The organism is Peribacillus sp. P4_C12 (genome assembly GCF_056402095.1).
In genome coordinates, this window is record NZ_JBFUIB010000703.1 from 1 (window position 1) to 1,590 (window position 1,590).

A 1,590-nucleotide genomic window follows, 5' to 3' on the forward strand; every position below is an offset into this window, starting at 1 on the left:
TGCCAAAAGGTCCTAATTCACTTGCCCAGGAACGTGTCATTCCAAGTTGGGAAGACTTTGCTGTTACGTAGTTTGAAAAATTTGGATTTCCCATCTGAATAACTTCGCTTCCGATATTAATAATTCGACCTTCGTTTTTTTTCTTCATTCCAGGTAAAATAGCTTTTGTTAATAATAAAGGTGCTTTTACGAAGAAATTAAGTTGATCTAAATAATCGTCCCATGTACTTTCTTCAATAGATAACTCAGGTTGGGGGCCAGTTGCATTATTAATTAAAATACCAATGTTTTCACCGACTTTTTCCTCAGTTTGTTTTACAAGGTGTTTTACTGATTCCTCATCTGTCACGTCCCCTTTGACTAATAGAGCTTTTCCTCCAGTAGATAGAATGAAATCAACGGTTTGTTGTGCTGCTTCTTGGTTATTTGCATAGTTGACAATAACTATTGCACCTGAATCGGCTAAATTTGCACTTATATGTCTTCCAATTCCTCTTGAACCGCCTGTAACTAATGCAATTTTCCCATTTAGATTGTGAGTCATATTACCATTCCCCCTCCAATTTTAGAAATCCTACATTAAAATTACCATTCCCCCTCCAATTTTAGAAATCCTACATTAAATTAAGCAACATGAAAATTTGAAAACAGAGAGTGGATTCTTAAGCTAGTAAGTTAGAGGAAGACATGAACTGTATTTTAGGGATTGTTTTTTATTTCTCACTCTTCTTCCTAACTATCTTTCTAGTAACGGGCTGTGACCATTTTTTTTCTTGTGAAGAATTCAACGCCATCTGTACCATTGGCATGCAGATCCCCATAGAAAGAATCTTTCCAACCAGAGAATGGAAAGAATGCCATAGGTGCAGGAACCCCTACATTCACACCTAGCATGCCAGATTCGATATTTTCACGGAATTCGCGTACATTTGCACCACTATCTGTATAAATACAAGCACCATTTGCGAATCGAGAATTGTTAGCCACATCAATTGCTTCTTCTAATGTTTTGACACGTACAATAGATAACACTGGTGCAAAAATTTCATCTTGCCATATTTTCATTTCTTGTGTTACGTTATCAAAAATAGTTGGCCCAACAAAGTAGCCTTTCCCGTTCACAGCTGCATCTTCACGGCCATCACGAACTAATTGAGCTCCTTCTTTCACGCCCGAATCAATGTAGCTAAGCGTACGTTCTTTATGATTTTCACGAATAACAGGTCCTAAGAATACATTCTCTTCTAACCCGTTGCCAATCACAATATTGTTCGCTTCTTCTACTAATCTGTCGATCAATTGATCTGCAATCTCTTCTTGCACAGTTACAATCGATGCCGCCATACAACGCTCTCCAGCTGAACCGAAAGCTGCCCCAATAATTTGTTTCGTTGCTATATTTAGATCTGCATCATTTAGCACAATTGAATGATTTTTCGCACCAGCCAACGCTTGAACACGTTTTAAGTTCTCTGTTCCTTTTTTGTACACATACTCAGCTACTGGCTGTGAGCCAACAAATGAAATAGCTTTAACTAATTTATGTTCAAGAAGGCCATTTACCACTTCATGGGCACCATTGACAATGTT

General features: G+C 37.8%; 2 protein-coding genes. Both read right to left on the bottom strand.

Annotated elements, in window-relative coordinates:
* The coding region (locus tag AC1DUW_RS28185) for an SDR family NAD(P)-dependent oxidoreductase (protein ID WP_477644098.1) at positions 1 to 544 on the bottom strand (544 nt) is incomplete at its 3' end.
* A gap of 200 nt (positions 545 to 744) precedes the next feature.
* Positions 745 to 1,590: aldehyde dehydrogenase family protein (locus tag AC1DUW_RS28190; RefSeq protein WP_477644099.1), on the bottom strand; the 846-nt coding region annotated here is incomplete at its 5' end.